The following is a 21,595-nucleotide window of genomic DNA, read 5'->3' as shown; positions in this document are numbered from 1 at the left end:
TATGAAACAGAAAATATTACCTATTCTGATCATGACCATTATCCTCACAGGATGCGGATCACAAAAAACTGTTGTCAAAAAATACTATACTCTTGAACAACCGGAAAAGGTAAGTAAACCTTTTGTTGAAGATTCGGTTCTCTTCAATGCCAGGTGTGAAGTTGGAGATGTGAATGTATATCCGGCATATTCAAGTCGGAGAATTGTTTGCAGGGATGACTCACACCAGATCCGATATTTTGGTGAGCACGAATGGGCCGTTCCACCATCGACTGTTCTTACGCCGATGATTATAGATTTCTTGTCGGCCAAGAATCTTTTTTTAAGAGTTTCGGACAGATTCTGGGAACATACGCCTGAATATCGTCTCAACACAACTGTCTTCGAAATAGAGGTTGGTACAGCTGAAGGCAAAAAGGATTTTACGACGCATCTGACTTTGAAGTTCGAATTGATTGATACCCGTTCCGGAACAAGCATTCTTACTCACATTAGCAACAGAAAATCAACCCTGGAAAAAAGGAATCTGAATCTGATGGCCGAAAGCATCAGTGATCTTTTTTATGAGGAACTTGAAAATTTTGCACAGCAAATCAGAGAAACCCTCTCGGCTCAAAGATGATATTCGTGAGAAAGAAAAAATGGACAAATAAATCGAACCATTTCATCCTCGACGGTAATGTGGTGAGGCTTAAAAAAAACCTGACCATTCATAATACTGCCGAATTCCTGGACGACATTGAACTTTTGTTTCGGAAAAGCGGTGAAAGTGACCTTTCTGTCGATCTGTCCGCCCTGGAAAATATAGATAGCGCGGGTGCCCTGGCCATACATCGTCTGCCCCAAAATGCAGGAAGACATAACATCTCCCTGAAAATCGAAAACGCAGGAAAAGACATAGAAAACAAACTGTCACTTTTCAGTCCTGTTAAACAAAAAACTGAACAGTCGCGTAAAAAAGAAGGGATTCTTTATTTATTAGGCGATAAAGCAGGGCATTTCCTGGTCGAATATGTAGCTTCATTCTTTTATCTCGTTTCGGATGTTCTTTTCTGGTCAGTCAAAGACCTGTTTCACACGAAACAACGCAGAAAAGGCGAGTTCGTTAACCAGGCCGTTTCAATAGGTGTAAATGCCGTGCCCATTGTCATGGCAATGGCCTTTATAATCGGGCTGGTTCTGGCTCTTCAGTCATCTTCTCAACTCCGCAATTTTGGCGCTAATATTTATATTGTAGACCTTACTGTAATAGCCATGATGGCTGAAATAGGCCCGCTTATCACAGCCATTATGGTTGCAGGCCGGAGCGGTTCTTCCATTGCGGCCGAAATTGCAACAATGAAGGTAACGGCCGAAATTGATGCGCTGCGCACCATGGGACTGAATCCCGTTCGGTTTGTTGTAATTCCCAAAATATACGGAAGCCTGATCACTTTACCTTTCCTGACCATTCTTGCCTCTGTTGCCGGAATTTTCGGAGGCGCCGTTGCTGCCTATCTTTACCTGGATATAACACCCGAAATATTTTTTAACAGGATGTCCGAGGCTCTTTATCAAAAAGACATCCTTACAGGAATAATCAAAAGCATTGCCTTTGCTTTTATCATTGTCATCACGGGAGCCTTTTTCGGCTTCAGAGTAAAAGAGGGTGCCGAAGGAGTAGGCCGTTCTACTACCAGTGCAGTAGTGGCAGCCATTACATTGGTTATTATTGCCGATCTGATCCTGGGACTGATATTTTACTGACCTTCAATGCATGACATATATGAGTAAAGAAAAGATCATAGAAGTCAAAGGACTTAAAGTATCATTTGGAGAAAAAGAAGTACTTAAAAACGTGTCCTTTTCAATAGAGGAAGGAGATGTTACAGTGATACTTGGAGAAAGTGGTTCGGGAAAAAGTACCATTATGAAGCACATGCTGGGACTTTATCCGGTAGCTCCGAATACCATCTCAATTTTCGGGCAGGACATCGTCACCTTTGACGAAGAGCAGGAACTAAAGTTCTATTTAAAACTCGGCGTTTTTTATCAAAACGGTGCATTATTGAATTCCCTGACCGTTGGTGACAACGTAGCCCTGCCACTGGAACAACATACCAACCTGCCTGCAGATGCCATTGAAGACCTGGTTCGCACCAAACTCAATCTTGTCAATCTCGAAGATGCCTATTATCTCTATCCTTCACAATTAAGCGGAGGCATGTTAAAAAGAGCTGCTCTGGCCAGAGCCATTATTATGGATCCTCCGCTTTTGTTTTGCGATGAACCGGGAGCAGGACTCGATCCTGTTTCTCTGGCCAATCTTGACGAACTCATCCTGAAACTTCGCAATCAGCTTGGAATGACTGTTTTGATGGTCACCCACGAAGTGACAAGTATTTTGCGGATTGCCGACAAAGTGCTTTTCGTTGACAACGGAGTCATCGCTTTTGAAGGAACCCTCACTGAGGCACGCCAATCAGAAATTGAGTCGCTAAAAGACTTTTTCACTGTTGGAACCGGTGGCAAAAAAGTCACTCACTCACTTGCTTCAACAAGAACTGATAAATAGATCAGGCCGGCTCATCTGATGGTTTCATCATCCGCGTTCAAGTTTAATATGCATTAGGCTGAGCATACTTTTGTCTAAAGTCTTCCTATAGTTATTTAACAATTTTTAGCCCCAATTATTTGGATTAAGTTTAAATAAGCATTAATTTTGGACAAGTTTATCTGAAATAAGAATTAAATCGATTGTCTAATCATAAAAACTTGAACATTATGGCATTTGAACTTCCAAAACTCGATTATGCTTACGATGCACTCGAACCTTATATCGATGCTCGTACCATGGAGATTCACCATACCAAACATCATGGTGGTTATACCAGTAAATTAAATGCAGCCATTGAGGGTACCGACCTCGAGGGGAAAAGCATTGAAGAACTTCTGTCCAATGTATCCAAACACTCTACAGCAGTGCGCAACAACGGTGGTGGTTATTACAACCATAACCTCTTTTGGAAAGTAATGGCTCCCGATGCCGGAGGCAAGCCAGAAGGAGAACTGTTGGCAGCCATTGAAAAAGATTTTGGCTCATTTGATCAGTTTAAAGAAACTTTTAACAATGCGGCAGCTACCCGCTTCGGCTCGGGATGGGCATGGCTGGTTAAACAAAACAATGGTAAACTTGTAGTGGGAAGCACTGCAAATCAGGACAACCCGCTCATGGATGTTTCCGAACTTAAGGGAACTCCCATCCTTGGGCTGGACGTTTGGGAACATGCCTACTACCTGAAATATCAGAATAAGCGTCCCGAATATATTGATGCATTCTGGAATGTGGTCAATTGGGATGAAGTAGCCAAACGTTTTAAAACAGCATAAACCGGAATCACTAACCATTTTTCAATCAACTAAATTTTATCCGGGTTAATGTAACGCCCGCGAAGCCACTCGTGTTTCGCGGGTGTTCTGATTTTAATGTGAATTATTATTGATCTTGTTATCTTTGCAGTGAAGCAAAACCAGTTAAGACAAGTCCCGATTACCAGGGACGAGTTCCATCAGGCCTTAAAAAATGCAATATGTCTCAGATTAATCCCCGAATAGAAGAAAGTTGGAAAGAAGCACTAAGTGAAGAATTTAATGCTCCGTATTTTTCAGAGCTAAAGAAATTTCTTGTTGATGAAAAAAAGAAGCATCAGGTTTACCCCCCCGGCCCGATGATATTTAATGCCTTCAATCATACGCCACTTGATAAGGTGAAAGTGGTACTCCTCGGACAAGACCCTTACCATGGCCCGGGACAGGCACAGGGACTTTGCTTTTCTGTTCCCGATGGTATCCGTCAGCCACCTTCGCTACAGAATATTTTTAAAGAAATTGCTGACGATATAGGAACACCGCCTCCGCCTTCGGGCGATTTGACCCGTTGGGCCAGCCAGGGCATCCTGTTGCTGAATGCTACATTAACCGTCAGGGCCAGAACACCCGGATCGCATCAGGGCAAAGGATGGGAACAATTTACCGATGCTGCTATTAAAGTGGTCTCGAAAACACGTGAAAATGTCGTCTTTTTATTGTGGGGACGATATGCCCAAAACAAAGCAGCACTTATTAATCCATCGAAACACCTGGTGCTGAAAGCAGCCCACCCCTCCCCTTTTTCTGCCCATAATGGCTTCTTCGGTTGTAAACATTTTTCCAAAACCAACGAATGGTTGAAAAATCACGGACTAAAAGAAATTGAATGGTGATGATAATTGAATCATATCCTGAACAAACATAAAAAAATCCCCCTGCAAAGCAGAGGGATTTATTTTTTTACCATCATCCGGATAGTTGTTCATCGTCGTTAACCTGTCTTACTTAATTTCAATCATACGAGCAGGTTTTGGTTTAACTTCATCACGCTTCTGCAAGGTAATTCTCAGCAAACCATCTTTGTATTTTGCATCAATTTTGCTTTCATCAACCTCATCTTTAGGGATGGCGAATGAACGGTTGAATGATGAATAAAAGAATTCGCGACGAGTATATCCTTTGTCCTCATCTTTTTGCTCGTCTTTTTCTTCCACTTCGGCAGAGATGCTAAGCACCCCGTTGTCAATTTCAACTTTAAAATCATCTTTTTTCATTCCCGGTGCTGCAACCTCAATAACATATTCATCGTCGTTCTCCTTAACGTTAACAGCGGGGGTAGAAGTTCTCCGGGCAGGAGTGTCAAAGAAATCACCGCCAAAGAAATCATCAAAAATGTTGGCGATGTCGGGTACCTGGTTGTTAAATCTTCTTACAATTGCCATAGCTATAACCTCCTATTTTTAAGTTTGACATTTCTTTTTTAATCATTCTGCCAAGAGAATATCAAAGGAAATGCCAATACAAAACAAGCGCCTAATTGACAGAAACGATAAATTCAAAACGCCATAAAGTCATGCAAACCAGAGTTATAGCGTCATTTTGACAGAAATACGACTATTTTATCCGGTTTTCCTTTGTCTATCCAGTGCCTATCTGTAAAGTCGGGAAAGTTTCTTACTTTATAATATAATGTATCTGTTCAGAAAGTGCCGGTTGCAAGGTTTGCGAAGCCGCCAAAAACGGAGTTTACCTTTAATCAGTATAAAATAAGTCTAAGTCATTGGTCTGATGGAACTTGAATGCAAGGCTTTATACATATTCTTGTTGTGGTATGCCTTGTCAGACCCGTTTTGTCTTACATCTTACCATCTTAAATCTAAAAATCTATTACAATCTTTGTCATGCTCGTTTCATCCGTATATAATTTATTCATTAAGGTCGGATGGAACTCGCATGCAAGGACTTATACATATTCTTATTGTCGCAAACTATGCCAGTCTCGTTTCGTAAATGAGTATTTTGGCGGCAAGCATAACACAGCAAATGGTACTTTATGGACAGACACTTTTAAACTATTCTTTCCACTCAAGTATATCACCAGGTTGACACTTAAATTCTCTGCAAATTGCTTCAAGAGTAGTGAACCGAACAGCTTTAGCTTCACCTGTTTTCAGTATTGAAAGATTGGCCTGCGTAAAGAATTTAAAACAGCGATAACATAGAGATAACACAGAAAAGACAATAAAAGAAGACATTTGAAGCGTGGAAACATTTTTTATTTCCTCCCAACAATTCCTGTGTGTAAAGGGTCGTTTCGAACGTGAAACGACCCTTTCTTCAAACAGGTTTATCCTCTTTTAAAGAGAGCCTTAATAATATAAAAAACCATTTTGGGATTTTCTTTCAGCCGGCGTGATGAATAGCCCAGCCATTTTTTTCCGTAAGGCACATATACTCTCATTTGATGTCCGGCAGCTATAATTTCGGAACACAATTCAGGCGTAACACCATAGAGCATTTGAAACTCATAGTCGGCAGAAGTCGTCAGCGAATACTTATTTATCAATTGCCGGGCCATATCCGTCAATGCCCGGTCGTGTGTCGCAATCCCGACGTAGATTCCTTTATCAAAGAAAAATTCAAGCGTCTCGATAAATTGTTTATTGATGGCTTTTCTGTCCTGAATAGCAATTTCAGGAGGTTCAACATAAATTCCTTTACAAAGGCGAACATTAACAGGAGTCGATGGTGAATGTAATTCAGCCAAAAACTGAATATCGGTTGGTGTACGCTTCAGATACGCCTGAATAACGATACCAACATTTAAAGGATATATTTTATGCAACCGTCGGTAAAGCTCCAGCTCGGCATCCACGCAGCTGCTGTCTTCCATATCAATCCGGACAAATGAGTGGTGCCGATTTGCCTTTTCCACCACACTTCTGACCAGTTCAAAGCAAGTCTCAAAATCTATCAGAAGACCAAAGTTTGAAGGCTTTAATGAATAAGTGACCGACAGTTTTTCCGATTCAAACCGGTCAATCATTTCCAGATAAATCTGCTGAACGGCTTTTGCTTCTTTAATATCAGCAACATATTCCCCCAGATGATCAATGGTAGCAACCATGCCCTTCCCGGCCAGGTCCCTCGTAACACGCACCGCATCATCAATTGTCTCTCCGGCAATATAACGCCTGGAAAAAAGCCACACAAATTTTTTGGGCAAATAGGGAAGTGACGAAGCAATTATTTTATTTATCATACGTTAAAAAGATTAGAGCCAAAAATCCATCCGGACTTTGGTAATGAAACGAGCATGACAAGGTTTGTCACAAAAGGACATGCATAAATCTCAATCATGCGAGTTTCATCCGACCTTAATAAATAAATTTTATACGGATGAAACAAACAAAAAGCCAAAGGACTCAAACGTGTAAAAAAGCGTGTTAACCAGTGCCAGTTTAACGCCGTAATTTATACATCAATACTCCGTTAGATTTTTCCAATGGATTGCAAATCAGTTGTTTGCAATCAAAACCTTTTTTTTCTTTTAAGATGCAGTATACCAAGATTATATTTGGATGATCCGACATCTTATATCTGGAAGTCTAACGGTCTGTTAATACATAAAATAACATCAGTAAATATTCCACTTTCAGGGGATAAAAAAAATGACACATCTCACAAATACGTTTGTAATTGATTTAGTCTGATAAAATTCATAGACACAAACCCCCTCCGTTTGGGATATTGATAACCAAAACGGATTTTTTAACAAATCGTTTTTCCCCCGCCAAGCAAGTTTTTCCAATAATAATCCTGAAAAAATCGGTATTTTTATTATATTTGGATAGCAACGACAGCTTTGTAATTTTTGAGAGGCAGAATAGCATCTGTCAGGCTGCTCTTCTTTCTCTCAAAAGCAAAATTCAATCGATTGTAAAAGTTTAATACACTCTTTTGTAAAACAAAAACACAAAATCATGAAATTTTCACTTCCTCAATTACCCTATGCTATGGATGCTCTAGAGCCTCACATTTCGAAACGAACATTGGAGTTCCATTACGGCAAGCATCATCAGGCTTATGTCAATAATTTAAACAATCTGGTGCCGGGCACCAAATTTGAAAATGCTGATCTGGAAACCATCATCAATGAAGCCGACGGAAACATATACAATAACGGAGCCCAGGTTTGGAACCACACGTTCTATTTCTCTTCCCTGTCGCCCAACGGCGGCAATGCGCCAACAGGTCCCCTGGCTCAGGCTATTGATGAAGCATTTGGCTCTTTCGGTGCATTCAGGGAAAAATTTTCGCAGGCTGCCACCACACTTTTCGGCTCAGGCTGGGCATGGCTTGTGAAAAACAGCGACGGAAAACTTGAAATCATAAAAGAAAGCAATGCGGGTAATCCCATACGTAATGGAATGATTCCAATCCTTACCTGCGATGTATGGGAACATGCCTATTATCTGGATTATCAGAACAGGCGCCCCGAATATATTGAAGCATTCTGGAATTGTGTCGACTGGGATATTGTAGGTAAACGTTTTTAATATTCTGAACTTATAGGAAGCCAGGTCTAACCTGTCTTATACATAACTCAAGCAACTTTCCTGATCTCAGATAGTTGTTTGAGTTGTGGATAAGACAGCCCAAAAACAGAACAAGCCATCTAACATCCTAACCTGGACAAGCCAGAACCAAAAATAACTAAAAAGCTAAAGTCATAATTTGTCGGATTAGCTAATTGCTACGCAATTATTTTTTTGTCGTCAGCGAAACGACTCGAAAGAGTTCGAGAACACCTTAAAAAATCAATTATGCTGTTGTCAATTTTGCAAATTTACGCGAATATCAGAAGTAAGACACTAAAACCTAACGTTTTATATTATGACCAACTTAAAAGATTTAGTCAGGCGAAACCGTAGTTATCGTCGTTTTTACGAGGACATCACAATCCCCGAGTACGTACTGGAGAGCCTCGTAGACCTGGCCAGGCTTTCTCCCTCGGCCCGTAATGAACAACCTTTGAAATACTTCATTTCTTGTGACGCAAAAACCAATGAACTAATATTCCCGCATTTATCATGGGCAGGTTATCTGAAAGACTGGGACGGGCCGGCACCGGGTGAACGTCCTTCGGCTTACATCGTCATTTTGAATGATGTAAACATTTCGGACACCTATTTCTGTGACGATGGTATTGCAGCGCAAAGCATTCGGTTGGGTGCAGCAGAACAGGGACTGGGCGGATGCATCATCGGTTCGGTAGACCGTTTGAAACTGCAAAAGGCCCTGAAACTCCCCGGTCACTTGAAAATTATTGAAGTCATTGCGCTTGGTAAGCCACGCGAAGAAGTGGTCATAGAAGACGTGAAAGACGGCAACATTAAATACTGGCGCGATGAAAACCAGGTGCACCATGTTCCCAAGCGCTCACTGGAGGAGATCATTGTAAAATGTTCCGGTAAAGAATAACCCAAACTATTTCCCTTTAATCAAATGAACAGCCCCATCCTTTTTGTGGACTTCTCCTTCATTGTATCCTTCAGCATAGATGTAATAAAAATAGACCCCGGGGGCATGGCCACCTCCATCCCACCCTACAGCAGGATCGGTACTCTCATAAACTTTTCTGCCCCAACGATTGAAAACCACCATTTCAAACTTTTTCAGTGATTTGTAGGCCACCCTGAATTCGTCATTGATTCCATCGTCATTAGGCGTAAACACATTCGGAACCTCCAGCTGCGATTCCCAGATATTTACAACAAAAGGATCACTCAAATCCTCACATTCCGAATCCCGGTTCACCACTTTCAGGTAAACGGTATCCTGACCTGCTTCGGAAAAGACAAAACGGGGGTTCTGGTCAATGGATCTGCCCGAATTACCGAAAGTCCACTCCCACGCTGTTACTTTCCCCATGGAGGTATCGGTAAACTTAATTTCAAACGGGGCCGATCCCGTGACTTCATCTGGTCGTTTATTTTCAGCTCCTTCATTCTGAGCTTGTCCTTCATTCTCAGCCGGATTTTTAAGCACCTCAATCTCAAAATCGGCCTTCACCGCAATCGCAGTATAATCCACACCGGCTTCAATACTATTCCCGAATTTGTCGGTAACAGTTACCACATAACTTAAATCTTCATAAGGCGGATCAATAGAGGCATATCTTCCATTTTCCTGAACGTCACTTTTAGGATATGTAGTCCACTGAAAAGACAAATCATAATCAACCCCGACTTGAGCACCATCCACAGGATCATAACAAATCAGAGGCACACTGTCGGCAGATGCCATTAAATCAACCCCTAAACAATCGTCGTAAACAATTTCAGCCTTAACATCGGTTATTGCCTGAGAATTGAAAACCCAAAAACGCTGGTCAAGTACAACATTGTCGTTGTCTTCAACTACAAGCCGGTAACCTCCTTCATCATTCACAATCAATTGTTCACCTCCACTCTGCATGACAGAGTTCCAGGAGTTATCTGCCGGATTATGCCTGTACCATGTATAAGACAAACCGCTAAATCCGTCTTCATAACTCACAATCATAGATGCATTCCGGGGGAAACAAAACACGGTATCACCGGGGGTCTCTGACAAATAATCAATTTTTGCCCCTGAAGCGTCAGGGTTATCTGCCGTTAATTGAGCAATAGAAACCTTAAAGCCTGAAAATAAAAAAACGAAAATTGCGATATAACGGAAATAAACCATTCCTGTTTATTTTAATGTGTGAAAATGAGTTCACTGAGTTCACTCTTAAAAGTCTTTTTTTGCCAATCTCATTGTCAAATCAAACTTTTAAATACTCATTAACAACCAGTCAACTCCGGTTCAAAAATTTCCTGCAACTTAATCCTGACAAAAAAACAGCTCTTACAGAAGCAAACTCAAAAATACAATTATTTAACGTATCAACAGATTTTTAAATTGTGAATGTGCCAAACAGTTTTAAGCATTTTTATAAATTTATGCTCCGTCGAACAGGAATTCTTATCTTTGACACGTAAGAAAGTCATCCAATATTTTGCGGGCGAACAGACGGGCACTAATTAAATCTATGACAATAACTCTCTTATAATAAATACTTTGCGTCCTGTCATCACCGCGTTTTTCTTTTTTCAGACGATTATTAAATAACCCGACAATAACTATGCGAAAATATACAACTCTCATCACACAGATTCTTCTTCTATCAATTGCATTGGTCACTACTATGTGTTCGGATGCCAAAAAAGAGACACCAAAACAAGAGCAAATCGGTAAAGAAGCAGGATTGTCTGTTGACCCACTGCAGCAATGGAATGCTGATAAACTCTCATTGTTTGTTCATTTTGGTGTTTATTCCGTTTTAGGCGGTGAATGGGAAGGCAACAGAGCTGAAAGAGCAGAAAATATATGGGCCGAAGCCGGAATGTTTGCCGATGAATATGAACAAACTGCAAGAGATTTTTCACCTAAAAACTGGGACCCGTCAAAGCTCATCAATCTTGCCAGGGACCTTGGTGTCAGAAATATCGTTTTCACGGTCAAACATCACGACGGATTTTGTCTCTTCAAAACCGAAACGACTCCTTTTAATATCGTCGACTTTACCTCATTTGGTCATGATCTGATGGAAGAAATAGCCGAAGCATGTAAAAATGCCAATATCGGTATTGGAATCAACTTCTCACTGACCGACTGGCACCTGCCTGCGGCATCGCCCATGTCATCCCATCACGGAGCACCGGTTACCGAAGCCCATCATCAAAATAATCTCGGGCAAATCAGGGAATTGTTAACCAATTACGGTGATATTTCTGCCATTTATTTCTATTCAGGTCTAAATACACCAACCCAAAGCCGTGAATTACGCGAACTTATAAAAAGTCTTCAACCACAATGCCTTATCAGCAATGAAATTGGCAACAATAGGGGTGATTTCATCGCTTCTCCCTTTAATCAGTCACTGCAGATTACTCCCGATATTCCATGGGTACAACGAAATTCTGCCTTCAGTCCGTCTTTAGGATACAAAAAGAATAAAACATTCGTCGATACACTTGGTCTTGCACGAAGCAAAATACGCGAATTGGTAAAAGTGATTTCGGAGGGTGGGAATTATGCTCTCAACGTTGCTCCCAGAGGAGATGGCTCCCTGGATGAATTGGAAGAAGAGATTTTGAGCCACATGGGACGATGGATCAAGGTAAACCGGAATGCTATTTTTCACACACAGAAGAATCCACTAGGCAACACCTCAGAATCATGGCCGGCTACCTGGAAAGATAACCATCTGTATCTGTTCGTCAATGCAGTCCCTGCTTCACAAAAAATTGTTTTCTCAGGGCTCCACAATGAAATAGAAAAAGTGAGGTTTCTTGGCAGTGGCATTGAACCGGCGTTTTTGAGTCGCGGACAAAGGCACGAAATCCTATGGACGCCTCCTGCCATGGCCGATCCGATGCAACTTCCTGTCCTCGAAATAACAATGAAAGATACGATCCAACCGGTTGCCGCTGAACCATTATATACCGCTCCCGACGATACAATCTCACTTAATTTGAATAATGCAACCCCGTTCAGAAGCATTTCCGGAACAGACAGACTTTCTGAGATACCATCGAACACAGCTTTGCGATGGAACCTTGACATCAGACAAAAACCAGCTGCCTTACTGAAATTTACTTCCTTCGAAGCAGGAAAAACCATTAAAATCAGGACGGCATTATCAGAGATGGCAGAAACACTAAAAGGTAATCGTGGTGATTTGATACGTTCGGAAAACGACACCATTCAGACCGGTCAGATATTCAGGTCAAAGCCCTTCTACGGAGCTTTCAAAGACCTTCATGTTAACCCAAACGCGAACAATCGCCTGCAAATTTCACACGGATCATGGATGGCTAATTCAGGACAGAAAGACATGCCGGCACCACTACCGCTAACACATCATTATTATTATGTAGAAATCGATTCAGAAAATCCACAAAAATATCTGTACCGGATAACCGGGAATGATGGCATTCAGATTTGGCTAAACAAGGAGGAAGTGTTACTTGCCGGAAATGACAATACGGGAAAACCCCTGACGTGTGAGATTGTCCTCCATCTGCAGAAAGGGAAAAATATACTGCTAATAAAAAATTTTAACCGGTGGGGAAATGCAGACCATTTCTCACTTACCCCGGTGCCCGAAGCCAGATGGCTGACCCGGCCCGTAGAAATACCTGAAAATCCTGAATTTATTGAAGTAACGGAGACGAACAAAAATAATATCCACGCAGATATTTACATGCCCAACTTTTCTATCGAACTGGTGCCCGAAAATTAAAGAATTACTATATTCGAACTTTTGAAAACCATAAGTTTCTGTGGAGAATTATCTGGAACAACTTAACGAAGCGCAATACAAAGCAGTTGTCGATATCGACGGGCCGGCACTGGTTATTGCCGGGGCCGGATCGGGAAAAACGCGTGTGCTTACTTATCGAATCGCGTATTTGTTGAATAATGGTGTACCGCCCTGGACCATTTTGGCGCTTACCTTCACCAATAAAGCCGCCGGTGAAATGAAGGAGCGCATTGGTCAGATTGTAGGTCATGAAATGGCATCGAAACTCTGGATGGGTACCTTTCACTCAATCTTTGCCCGAATTCTGAGGATGGAAGCAAAACACATCAATTTCCCGCCTACTTTTACCATCTATGATACAACCGACTCAAAGAGCCTCATTAACAGCATCCTAAGAAATATGAAGCTGAACAAAAATAAAGCTTACAAACCGGGAACCATTCTCGGGCGTATTTCTTCAGCGAAAAATGACCTCATTGTACCGGCAGCATACGCGCAGGATCAAAAACGAACCATGGCCGATGCAGCTGCCAATATCCCTATGATGCCCGAAATTTATGAACACTACGTGCGCGAATGCAGAAAAGCAGGAGCCATGGATTTCGACGACCTTTTGCTAAATACAAACATCCTTTTTCGCGACCATCCCGAAGTATTGGCCAAATATCAGGAACGCTTCAAATACATCCTGGTCGATGAGTATCAGGATACCAACTTTTCACAGTATCTGATAACCAGGAAACTGGCCGAAAAGCATAAAAACATCTGTGTGGTAGGTGATGATGCCCAGAGTATTTACAGCTTCCGGGGAGCTAAAATTGAGAACATACTAAACTTCAGAAACGATTATCCCGACTATAAACTTTTCAAACTCGAACAAAACTATCGATCCACACAGACTATCGTCAATGCAGCAAACAGCATCATTGTCAAAAACAGAGGACAAATACACAAAAAAATCTATTCGCGAAACGATGAAGGCGCAAGAATCAACCTGATTCAGGCTCATTCCGATGTTGACGAGGGTTTTATTGTTGTCAATGACATTAACGAAGTTCGACTCAGACACCAATACCAATATCAGGATTTTGCAATTTTGTATCGAACCAATGCCCAGTCGAGAATTTTTGAAGAAGCGCTGCGTAAAAAAAACATACCCTATAAAATATATGGCGGTCTTTCTTTTTATCAACGTAAAGAAATAAAGGACCTTTTAGCCTATCTGAGGGTATCGGTCAATCCGAACGACAATGAAGCCCTGAAAAGAATTATCAACTATCCGGCCAGGGGAATCGGTAAAACCACTATGGATAAAATTGAGGCACTGGCCAACCACAACAATGTTAGTTTATGGGCTGTTCTCACCAATCCGGCCCTTCCCAACACCGGCTTCAATGCCGGAACACTTAGAAAACTGAATAGTTTTACCCGGCTTATTTCCGGCTTTATCAGCCAGGTACCAAACCTTTCGGCATTTGATATCACAAATGAAATTGCCACGCAAAGCGGGATATTAAAAGAGCTGCATCAGGACAAAACCCATGAAAGCCAGACGCGACTCGAAAACCTGGAAGAACTGTTTAACGCCATTCGTGAATTTTCTGACAACAGACAGGAAAGCGGGGAAAATAATGGCCTTGCTGATTTTTTGCAGGAAGTCTCTCTTTTAACAGACCAGGATACAGAAAAACCTGACGACATCAACAAAGTCACCCTCATGACCATTCATGCCGCCAAAGGACTCGAATTCAAAAACGTCTATATTGTCGGTATTGAAGAAGGATTGTTCCCGTCAGGCATGGCCTCAACCAGCGAAGCAGGGCTGGAAGAAGAGCGCCGTTTGTTCTATGTGGCGTTAACAAGAGCACAGGAAAGAGCCACGCTCACCTTTTCGCGAAGCCGTTACAAATTTGGCGAGCTGACGTTTGCCCGCCCCAGTCGCTTCCTGGGCGAAATTGATCAGTCATACCTCAACGTTCCCGGGGAAGCCAACAGTTTCGCTCCGCCGAAAACACCATTGAGTGGTAAAAAAATGCCCGAAAAACGTACATTCAGTTTCGAAAAGACACCTCCCGGCCCAAAACAAAAAGTTAATTTTTCAGGAAAAGTATTGAACAGACAATCTGCTACAAAAAAGTTCGATGACTATGTTCCGGCCAGTGGAAAAGAGATACAGCCGGGCATTATTGTAGAACACGAACGTTTTGGACGAGGCAAGGTGCTGCATATTGAAGGAGAGCACCCTAACGTTAAAGCCACCGTCTTTTTTAATAATGCCGGACAAAAACAATTGCTGCTAAAATTTGCCAAACTAAAAATAATCTCTTAACTTTGTAAAATAATTAGTCTACAAAGGATTACGACCACGAAAACTCGTCATACTTACCGGCCAAAATTGTATTTAGCTGATTTTTTTAAGGCAGATACAATATTTATCGATACAAAAGCCGATATTTGCAGACCCGAAATGCCATTTTACGCTTACTCATGAAACGAGCATGGAGTCGAAGTTTCTCCAATCTGCCGAATCAAGAATCTGTATTGCATCGCAGGATGTGAATTAACCAATTAAGCGCCAACGTTTTTAATTTATTTTTTAAGATAACACCCCGGAATATAAAGATCAATCCGGAGATTTTTCTATATCAGAAACATGCTGTTGTGTTCGGATATCTGTTTCCTGACGCCATCGACAACAGCGAAGTCAAACATTTCTTACAACCAATGGATTATAATTCAAACCGAAAAAAACTGGTTTTACCTGAATATGGACGCCATATTCAGAAGATGGTAGACCATGCGTGTACCATAGAAGACCGGGAAGAAAGAACCCGCTTTGCAAAAGCCATCATCGGCGTGATGGGAAACCTGTTTCCTCATTTACGCGATGTAAGCGATTTCAAGCACAAATTGTGGGACCATCTGGCTATCATGGCGGATTTCAAACTCGACATTGATTATCCTTACGATCCCCCCGCAAGGGAAAATTTTAACTCAAAACCGGATCCTATTTACTACGATCATGGAAACATGACCTTTAAGCATTATGGCCGCCTTGTGGAACAAATGATACACGAAGCCGCCAAAATGGAAGAAGGACCCCTTAAGCGCCATCTGATAATGCTTATCGGCAACCACATGAAAAAATCCCTGTCTAACTGGAACAAAGATAACGCAACAGACGACAGGATACTGAGTGACATGGAACGCCTGTCAGACGGGAAGCTCAAATTTGAAGGTCAACCACGCATTGCGGATTTCAGGGAGCACCAGCCAAGCAACAATAATCATGGTCGCCAGAGAAAAAAGTACGTCCGTAAAAACAACTAATTCCAAAACCCACCCAATACATCAGAAACTATGAGCAGCTTTGAAGTCGCAGGCGGCCGTCCGCTTAAAGGAGAAATTACTCCCCAGGGAGCCAAAAATGAAGCGCTGCAGGTTATTTGCGCCACCTTATTGACCCCCGAAACGGTGACCATCGACAACCTGCCTGATATTCTGGATGTCAATAATCTGATAGAACTTCTACGCGAGCTCGGCGTTTCGATTCAAAAAATCTCCCGGGGGAAATACAGCTTCAGTGCCGTCAATATAAACCCGGATTACCTGAAGACCAAAGAATTCAAAAAAAAAGCCTCTTCCCTCAGGGGCTCTATTATGATAATGGGGCCATTGCTCGCCAGATTCGGAAAAGCTTTTTTCCCAAAGCCCGGCGGCGATAAGATAGGACGACGGCGAATGGATACGCACTTCTACGGTTTTGAGAAGCTGGGTGCATCGTTCGATTTTAACTCTGAAGATATTTTTTATACCGTACATGCCGAAAATTTAAAGGGCAGCTATATGCTGCTCGATGAGGCTTCCGTCACAGGCACCGCCAATATAGTGATGGCTGCTGTACTAACCCCGGGCACAACAACAATTTATAATGCAGCCTGCGAACCTTATATTCAGCAATTGTGCAAAATGCTGGTCAACATGGGAGCGCAGATCAGCGGTATCGGCTCAAATCTCCTGACCATAGAAGGAGTATCGCGGTTAAGAGGATGTGAACACAGGGTGATGCCAGACATAATTGAAATAGGAAGTTTTATTGGTCTGGCTGCATTAACCGGCAGTGAGATTACCATAAAAGATGCTGCTACGGAACACCTTGGAGTCATCCCACTGGCTTTCAGGAGAATGGGGATAACCATAGATATCAGCGACAACAATATATATATCCCTCCAAAACAAAAATATGCCATCGAAACTTTCATAGACGGCTCTATTATGACCATCTCGGATGCACCCTGGCCGGGACTGACTCCCGACCTTCTGAGTATTTTCCTGGTAGTTGCAACTCAGGCCAACGGAAGCGTTCTTATTCATCAGAAAATGTTCGAGAGTCGTCTGTTTTTCGTAGATAAATTAATCGACATGGGCGCACGTATCATCCTCTGCGACCCCCACCGGGCCACGGTAATCGGGCTAAACCACGAAACACCGTTAAGAGGAAGTGTAATGACCTCACCCGATATCAGGGCAGGTGTGGCATTGTTAATTGCAGCCCTTTCTGCTAAGGGGAAAAGTACTATTCACAACATAGAACAAATCGACAGGGGTTACGAAAAAATAGATGAAAGATTAAAACTCCTTGGTGCAGAAATTCGCCGCATTTAAAGAATTTTTTCTTTATTAATCTACTCATATTTGTCTTTTTTACAGGTTTTTAACTGCACATAAATTATTGTATATCAGTAATTTAATTTCGATCGCCCTTAAATTAACATTATTTTTCAAAAAACCAAATAAACCTATCTTTATTTTTCCTGTTTTACAGCATAGTTTTGTTTCGAAAAATAGTTCACTGGTCACATAATTATAGTTGTTCATCGAAAAACTTTGACCAGTCCAAATTATTTATTGAAACTTTGCGCTGTAACAAAAGAGGAAGGATTTTATTTATGAGGAACAAGTTACTACTAATCACCATTTTGGCCGGTATTGTATTCCTGTCATTCATCAACGGTTCCCCGGAACCACGGGTAGGAACAGATGTCGGGAACAAGGTTCCTGATATAAACCGGCCCCTGATCAACGGTGTTCCGTTTCATTCGGACAGCCTCCGGGGGAAAATGGTGCTTTATGATTTCTGGGCATCCTATGATGCACCGTCGAGACTTGAGAGCTAACAAAAAAAAGGAAGTATATCAAAAATTTCATAATCAAACGTTTTTGAACGGTGAAAAATTTGTTATCGTCAGCATTTCTCTCGACAGATTTAAAACGCCTTTGATGCAGGTTATCGAGAGCGACAGTTTATTTGATATGTATCATATCTGTACATTCGAAGGCAGAGATTCGGAAATTGCCAGGAAATTTGATGCTACCGGCAAAATGAAAGATTATCTGGTGGATGGCGACGGACGTATTGTCGCAGTCGCAACAAGCATTGAAGAAATAGAACAAGACCTGGCAAGATTGCAACGATAAAAGTTGCATGAAAACCTGAATAACTTATTATTTACAGGGACACAAAGGCAGTAAAAGAACAATTTCTTTTGCTGTCTTTGTCATTTTTACCGCCCGGTAAAGTGTCAAAATGTCCCGGTTTTTAATATGGCAAAGAAATTGTATGCTTTTGTCGGCTAATTATTACAACCTAAGTTCGTGCAGGAGAAAACGGCCACTCAGCATTGCTGTACAGTGCCGAAATCCTGAATGGTGAGCCAAACAAACTTTAAGATATATGAAACGAGCATGACAAGGTTTGTCACAAAAGAACATGTATAAAACTCAATCATGCGAGTTCCATCCGACCTTAATAAATAATTTTTATACGGATGAAGTTGATTATAAGTACTTTACAAAAGTTTAACCAGGAGTTGTATTAAAAAATATGTCAGAATATGAGCAAAAAAAAAGTAACAGAAGAAAATAAGAAGCAGGAAGAAAAGCAAAATACCGGGCAACAAAAAAGTAACAAAAAAGCAGAAAGCGAAACCAAGACTACCGACCGGCAAGAAGTAGAAGAGCAAGAAGTAGAAGAGCAAGAAAAAAAGACCGAAGTAGTAGAAGAAAGCCGGGAGGAGCAGGAATGCAAGGAAGCAAAGGAAGACGCCCGTGACGAAATAGAACTTTTGAAACGGCAACTGGAAGACCTGAATGACAAACACCTGAGATTAATTGCCGAGTACGATAACTTCCGCAAACGGACGCTAAGAGAAAAAATGGAACTCTCAAAAAGTGCGGGAGAAGGTTTGTTGCTTGCTCTTCTGCCGGTAATAGATGATTTTGACCGCGCCAGAGCACATTTGGGTACTGCCAGCGATCTGGATGCCGTAAAAGAAGGTATCGACCTGATATATAATAAATTTCAGGAATTCCTAAAACAGCATGGGGTGACAGAAATAGAGACCGAAGAGCAGGAATTTGACAGTGAATGGCATGAAGCGGTTACTAAAATACCTGCTCCTTCTGAAGATAAAAAAGGCAAAATCATCGATTGTATTCAAAAAGGCTATAAACTTAACGACAAAGTAATAAGGTATCCAAAAGTTGTCGTAGGCGAATAAAACCCAATCATTATCATGTCAAAAAGAGACTATTACGAAGTACTGGAGGTTTCGAGAAATGCAAGTGCAGAAGAAATAAAAAAAGCTTACCGCAAAAAGGCCTTAAAATATCACCCCGATAAAAATCCGGGTGACAAAGAGGCAGAAAATAAATTTAAGGAAGCGGCAGAAGCTTACGAAGTACTCGGTAACGCAGAAAAAAGGCAAAGATACGACCAATTCGGGCACGCCGGCGTTGGTGGAGCTTCCGGTAGTGGCTTTGGAGGTGGAGGAATGACAATGGAAGACATTTTTTCACACTTCGGAGATATTTTCGGCGGCAGTTTTGGCAGCTTTGGTGGGTTTGGCGGTTTTGGCAGTTCCTCAAGAGGCGGCCAGAGAGTCAATAAAGGTTCCAATCTGCGGGTAAAAGTCAAGTTGACATTGAAAGAAATTGCCAACGGCGTAGAGAAAAAAATTAAAGTCAGGAAATACGTTGCCTGCGAATATTGCAATGGTACAGGTGCCGAAAACGGGACTGCCTACAGCACATGTTCTACCTGTAGAGGAACCGGGCATGTAACCAGAGTTGCCAATACCCTCCTGGGACAGATGCAGACCAGATCTACCTGCCCGACTTGTGGTGGCGAAGGAAAAACCATCACCAAGAAATGCCCACATTGCAATGGTGACGGTGTTATCCGTAAAGAAGAGATTATCACCATCAACATTCCGGCAGGTGTGGAAGAAGGGATGCAACTCTCTGTTTCAGGTAAGGGGAATGCTGCACGCCGAGGCGGAATAAACGGTGATTTGCTGGTACACATTGAAGAAGAAAAGCATCCCGAACTTACCAGGGATGGCAACAATCTTATCTACAATCTCCAGCTGAGTGTTCCGGATGCTATCCTGGGAACGGCTGCTGAAATTCCAACCGTTGAAGGAAAAGTGAAAGTAAAAATAGAACCCGGAACACAACCCGGTAAAATACTGCGATTACGCGGAAAAGGTCTGCCCGAAGTCAACAGTTATCATCAGGGAGACCTGTTGGTCAGAATAAATGTCTGGATACCAGCCGATCTTTCAAAAGACGAAAGAAAATTAATGGAAAAAATGAAAGAGTCAGACTCCTTCACTCCGCGTAAGGAACAAAACGGTTTTTTCAGTAAAATGAAGGACATCTTTTAGCAGACGATTATTTCTCAGAGGCCTTCAGTTATGCCGCGAGGCAGCTAAAACGGCTGAGAAATCAATATATACTTATTTCGAAAACGGGAATCAAATGGTTTCCGTTTTTTTATACCTTTTGCGCCAAATACTCAAATATCATGAATATTCAACAACTCGAGTACATTGTAGCCCTGGACAACCACAGACATTTCGTGGATGCTGCCGAAAGTTGCCACATTACCCAACCTACCCTTACCATGCAGGTGAGAAAACTGGAAGAAGAGATTGGTGTACAAATATTCAACAGGGGTAAAAAACCCATTGAACCCACCCAGGCAGGTGAAGAAATCATTATTCGCGCTCGTCATATATTGCGGGAAATCAATGATTTACGAAATTACGTATCAACAGAACAAAAAAGCATCGAAGGTGAGTTCAGACTGGGTATTATTCCTACTCTTGCGCCTTATCTCATTCCACGCTTTTTGCCACAGTTCGTCGAGGAAAACCCAAAAACACATTTGCGCATTGAAGAAATCGAATCGGAACAGCTGTTAAAAGCCCTGCACAACGACAGGATTGATATCGGACTGATGGTTACACCCGCTGAAGAGAAACAAATCAGGGAAATACCCCTTTTCTACGAACCGTTTCTTTTCTATGCGCCTTATGACCATCCTTTTATGCATAACGAACTGATCGAGGACAAGCTTCTGGACCCCGCAAAAGTACTCGTACTGACAGAAGGACATTGCTTCAGGAACCAGACACTAAATATTTGTGGTAAAAACAATCAAAACAACAACGCCTTCGGTTTTTTCTATGAAAGCGGCAGCATTGAAGCCTTGAAATCCATGGTAAGAAAAGGAATCGGTTACACTCTGGTACCCGAACTCTCCGTGGAACCAATGACAGACAAGCCTTTTGTTCGCCGGTTTACGGAACCCGAACCGGTGCGGGAAGTAAGCATTGTGGTACACCAGAATTTTACCCGCCAATTGCTCATCGACCGCCTCAAAGAGTCCGTGCAAAATAATTTGCCCGAAAATATCAGGAAGACCAAGAGTGTTAAGAAAATAAAGTGGAGGTAGTCTAATGGATACGGCAACGTATAAGCGCAGTGTCAGACATATTAAATTTCCCGTCATGATTGTTTCATAGCACAACAACACCAGCCGGCTAT

General features: G+C 41.9%; 20 protein-coding genes. 16 read left to right on the top strand and 4 right to left on the bottom strand.

Annotated features, from left to right (window positions below):
- Nucleotide 1 precedes the first annotated feature (1 nt).
- The 5 genes from ATH1_RS0101280 to ung all read left to right on the top strand — a co-directional run bounded on the left by ATH1_RS0101280 (nt 2) and on the right by ung (nt 4,241).
- Nucleotides 2-622 carry an ABC-type transport auxiliary lipoprotein family protein gene (locus tag ATH1_RS0101280; RefSeq protein WP_010416500.1) on the top strand — a complete coding sequence of 207 codons (621 nt, stop codon included), beginning with the start codon at nt 2-4 and terminating at the stop codon, nt 620-622.
- Nucleotides 619-1,746 (top strand): ABC transporter permease, encoded by a 1,128-nt coding sequence (locus tag ATH1_RS0101275; RefSeq protein WP_010416498.1) that lies wholly within the window; start codon nt 619-621, stop codon nt 1,744-1,746. The genes ATH1_RS0101280 and ATH1_RS0101275 overlap by 4 nt, the downstream gene beginning before the upstream one ends.
- 19 nt (nt 1,747-1,765) lie before the next feature.
- Complete coding sequence (locus ATH1_RS0101270; RefSeq protein WP_010416496.1) at nt 1,766-2,554, top strand: ABC transporter ATP-binding protein; 789 nt, start codon at nt 1,766-1,768, stop codon at nt 2,552-2,554.
- A 209-nt stretch (nt 2,555-2,763) separates the two neighbouring features.
- Nucleotides 2,764-3,369: a superoxide dismutase gene (locus tag ATH1_RS0101265; RefSeq protein WP_010416493.1), complete on the top strand. Its 606-nt coding sequence runs from the start codon at nt 2,764-2,766 to the stop codon at nt 3,367-3,369.
- Nucleotides 3,370-3,569: 200 nt separating this feature from the next.
- The gene (gene ung, locus ATH1_RS0101260) at nt 3,570-4,241 is read left to right on the top strand and encodes a uracil-DNA glycosylase (RefSeq protein ID WP_010416490.1); all 672 of its coding nucleotides are present in this window, start codon (nt 3,570-3,572) and stop codon (nt 4,239-4,241) included.
- Nucleotides 4,242-4,349: 108 nt separating this feature from the next.
- On the opposite strand, the gene ATH1_RS0101250 is transcribed toward ung, so the two are convergent.
- From ATH1_RS0101250 to ATH1_RS0101245, 3 genes are all read right to left on the bottom strand, one after another.
- Nucleotides 4,350-4,790, bottom strand: coding sequence for an Hsp20/alpha crystallin family protein (locus ATH1_RS0101250; RefSeq protein ID WP_010416487.1), 441 nt, complete (start codon nt 4,788-4,790; stop codon nt 4,350-4,352).
- A gap of 630 nt (nt 4,791-5,420) precedes the next feature.
- The gene (locus tag ATH1_RS20280; RefSeq protein ID WP_010416484.1) at nt 5,421-5,603 is read right to left on the bottom strand and encodes a helix-turn-helix domain-containing protein; all 183 of its coding nucleotides are present in this window, start codon (nt 5,601-5,603) and stop codon (nt 5,421-5,423) included.
- Nucleotides 5,604-5,695: 92 nt separating this feature from the next.
- Nucleotides 5,696-6,610, bottom strand: coding sequence for a proline dehydrogenase family protein (locus ATH1_RS0101245; RefSeq protein ID WP_010416482.1), 915 nt, complete (start codon nt 6,608-6,610; stop codon nt 5,696-5,698).
- 721 nt (nt 6,611-7,331) lie between these two features.
- On the opposite strand from ATH1_RS0101245, the gene ATH1_RS0101235 reads away from it, so the two are divergent.
- Complete coding sequence (locus ATH1_RS0101235) at nt 7,332-7,907, top strand: superoxide dismutase (protein WP_010416479.1); 576 nt, start codon at nt 7,332-7,334, stop codon at nt 7,905-7,907.
- Nucleotides 7,908-8,244: 337 nt separating this feature from the next.
- Nucleotides 8,245-8,832, top strand: a complete 588-nt coding sequence (locus ATH1_RS0101230) for a nitroreductase family protein (protein WP_010416477.1) — start codon at nt 8,245-8,247, stop codon at nt 8,830-8,832.
- 6 nt (nt 8,833-8,838) lie between these two features.
- Here ATH1_RS0101230 and ATH1_RS0101225 read toward each other — a convergent pair whose 3' ends face one another.
- Nucleotides 8,839-10,080 (bottom strand): T9SS type B sorting domain-containing protein, encoded by a 1,242-nt coding sequence (locus ATH1_RS0101225; protein WP_010416473.1) that lies wholly within the window; start codon nt 10,078-10,080, stop codon nt 8,839-8,841.
- A 439-nt stretch (nt 10,081-10,519) separates the two neighbouring features.
- Between ATH1_RS0101225 and ATH1_RS0101220 the strand changes: the two genes are divergently transcribed.
- From ATH1_RS0101220 to ATH1_RS0101185, 9 genes are all read left to right on the top strand, one after another.
- Nucleotides 10,520-12,682: an alpha-L-fucosidase gene (locus ATH1_RS0101220; protein ID WP_139035186.1), complete on the top strand. Its 2,163-nt coding sequence runs from the start codon at nt 10,520-10,522 to the stop codon at nt 12,680-12,682.
- A 40-nt stretch (nt 12,683-12,722) separates the two neighbouring features.
- On the top strand, nt 12,723-15,032 hold the full coding sequence (locus tag ATH1_RS0101215) for an ATP-dependent helicase (RefSeq protein WP_010416468.1): 2,310 nt from the start codon (nt 12,723-12,725) through the stop codon (nt 15,030-15,032).
- A 395-nt stretch (nt 15,033-15,427) separates the two neighbouring features.
- On the top strand, nt 15,428-16,033 hold the full coding sequence (locus tag ATH1_RS0101210) for a DUF4290 domain-containing protein (protein ID WP_010416466.1): 606 nt from the start codon (nt 15,428-15,430) through the stop codon (nt 16,031-16,033).
- Nucleotides 16,034-16,063: 30 nt separating this feature from the next.
- Nucleotides 16,064-17,368, top strand: coding sequence for a UDP-N-acetylglucosamine 1-carboxyvinyltransferase (gene murA, locus ATH1_RS0101205; RefSeq protein WP_010416463.1), 1,305 nt, complete (start codon nt 16,064-16,066; stop codon nt 17,366-17,368).
- 284 nt (nt 17,369-17,652) lie between these two features.
- Nucleotides 17,653-17,880 carry a thioredoxin domain-containing protein gene (locus tag ATH1_RS22085; protein ID WP_010416462.1) on the top strand — a complete coding sequence of 76 codons (228 nt, stop codon included), beginning with the start codon at nt 17,653-17,655 and terminating at the stop codon, nt 17,878-17,880.
- Nucleotides 17,881-17,923: 43 nt separating this feature from the next.
- On the top strand, nt 17,924-18,181 hold the full coding sequence (locus tag ATH1_RS22080; protein WP_010416459.1) for a thioredoxin domain-containing protein: 258 nt from the start codon (nt 17,924-17,926) through the stop codon (nt 18,179-18,181).
- A 416-nt stretch (nt 18,182-18,597) separates the two neighbouring features.
- Nucleotides 18,598-19,263 carry a nucleotide exchange factor GrpE gene (locus tag ATH1_RS0101195; RefSeq protein ID WP_010416456.1) on the top strand — a complete coding sequence of 222 codons (666 nt, stop codon included), beginning with the start codon at nt 18,598-18,600 and terminating at the stop codon, nt 19,261-19,263.
- Nucleotides 19,264-19,278: 15 nt separating this feature from the next.
- On the top strand, nt 19,279-20,430 hold the full coding sequence (gene dnaJ / locus ATH1_RS0101190) for a molecular chaperone DnaJ (RefSeq protein WP_010416454.1): 1,152 nt from the start codon (nt 19,279-19,281) through the stop codon (nt 20,428-20,430).
- 140 nt (nt 20,431-20,570) lie between these two features.
- Entirely contained in the window at nt 20,571-21,503 is a 933-nt protein-coding gene (locus tag ATH1_RS0101185; RefSeq protein WP_010416451.1) for a LysR substrate-binding domain-containing protein, read from the top strand.
- Nucleotides 21,504-21,595 lie beyond the last annotated feature (92 nt).

Origin of the sequence: Anaerophaga thermohalophila DSM 12881 (assembly GCF_000191885.1) — a bacterium.
In the GTDB taxonomy this organism is placed as follows: Bacteria; Bacteroidota; Bacteroidia; order Bacteroidales; family Marinilabiliaceae; genus Anaerophaga; species Anaerophaga thermohalophila.
Note: the sequence above shows the minus strand (reverse complement) of the source record. Positions and strands in the feature narration are given on the sequence as shown.